Annotated in this window: 1 protein-coding gene; it reads right to left on the reverse strand. The window is 39.5% G+C overall.

The genetic code is table 11. The features are described from left to right. Positions 1–355 precede the first annotated feature (355 nt). Positions 356–841: a GNAT family N-acetyltransferase gene (locus AACW06_RS19705; RefSeq protein WP_192076352.1), complete on the reverse strand. Its 486-nt coding sequence runs from the start codon at positions 839–841 to the stop codon at positions 356–358. Positions 842–982 lie beyond the last annotated feature (141 nt).

Genomic DNA, 982 nt, shown 5'->3' on the forward strand with positions numbered 1-982 from the left:
TCAGAGCTGAATGTCAGCAAGAAAACCAGTCAAAAGGACATTTCAATTAAAGCGATTTGAAACTGACGAAACTCAACACAAGCCAGATCCAAAACTTAATTGAGGCAACCCAAGAACCTTGAAAACGCTCAACTTCAGAAGTTCCACAAAATCATTTCGGCCAAGTCAACTTGCCGAAAACACGGAACGAATTTTCAATGAAATCGTAGCTTTGACCTAAAAAACTGACCAAACACATAACGCCGCGTTAAGGGGCGCAGGCACGCAATACAAAAGTAACCGCATAGCACCTTAACCACTAAACCTTACGCAAATTGAAAATGCCACGCGTGCCAAGTCCCGCTTTAACGCTTTGTTAGGCATTTCCCAACGTGCTGATTTTATTACTTAATTCCCAACATTCTAATGACTCACCATCACTATCCACAACAATGTTTTTATAAATGAATCCATTTTTGCGAACAACATTAAGTGACGCAGAGTTCTCAGAAGATATCAATGCAAAGACAACTTTGACCAAACCAGATTCAAACGCTATTTGGCAAAGTTTGTTAACTGCTAAAGTTGCAATACCTTTACCTTGATGGCTAGAAGAAACGTTGTAGCCAATTTCAACTCGACCGTCGTTCGGTGGATTCTTGAAACCACAACTGCCAATTAACTGGTCATTTGACGTCATAAAGTATGGTAAAGACCAAACTTCACATATCGAATCACGATAATGATTAAGAGAGCGCTCTAAAACATGATTTGGAGGAACTCCGTCGATCATATACTTGAGATCAGATTGACCATAACGCAACATTTTTAGCTCATTTTCATTTAGCTGAATGAGTTCCATAATTTCCTTATGCCTAACGCCAAATTAAGGTGTGAACAACGCTAGCCACCTGACCTAAAGCATTGTGCCATAAACACTAAACTAGCTTGAAGTGAAAGCGCCGAGCGTTGTGAATCACTCTTAAATTTCTTGTTATGTTAA

The sequence above is a fragment of the Vibrio sp. S12_S33 genome, from assembly GCF_963889785.1.
GTDB lineage: Bacteria > Pseudomonadota > Gammaproteobacteria > Enterobacterales > Vibrionaceae > Vibrio > Vibrio aestuarianus.

What these genes read in the sequence shown, in the direction of transcription:
- AACW06_RS19705 (WP_192076352.1), bottom strand. Translation starts at nt 841, where the DNA reads ATGGAACTCATTCAGCTAAATGAAAATGAGCTAAAAATGTTGCGTTAT.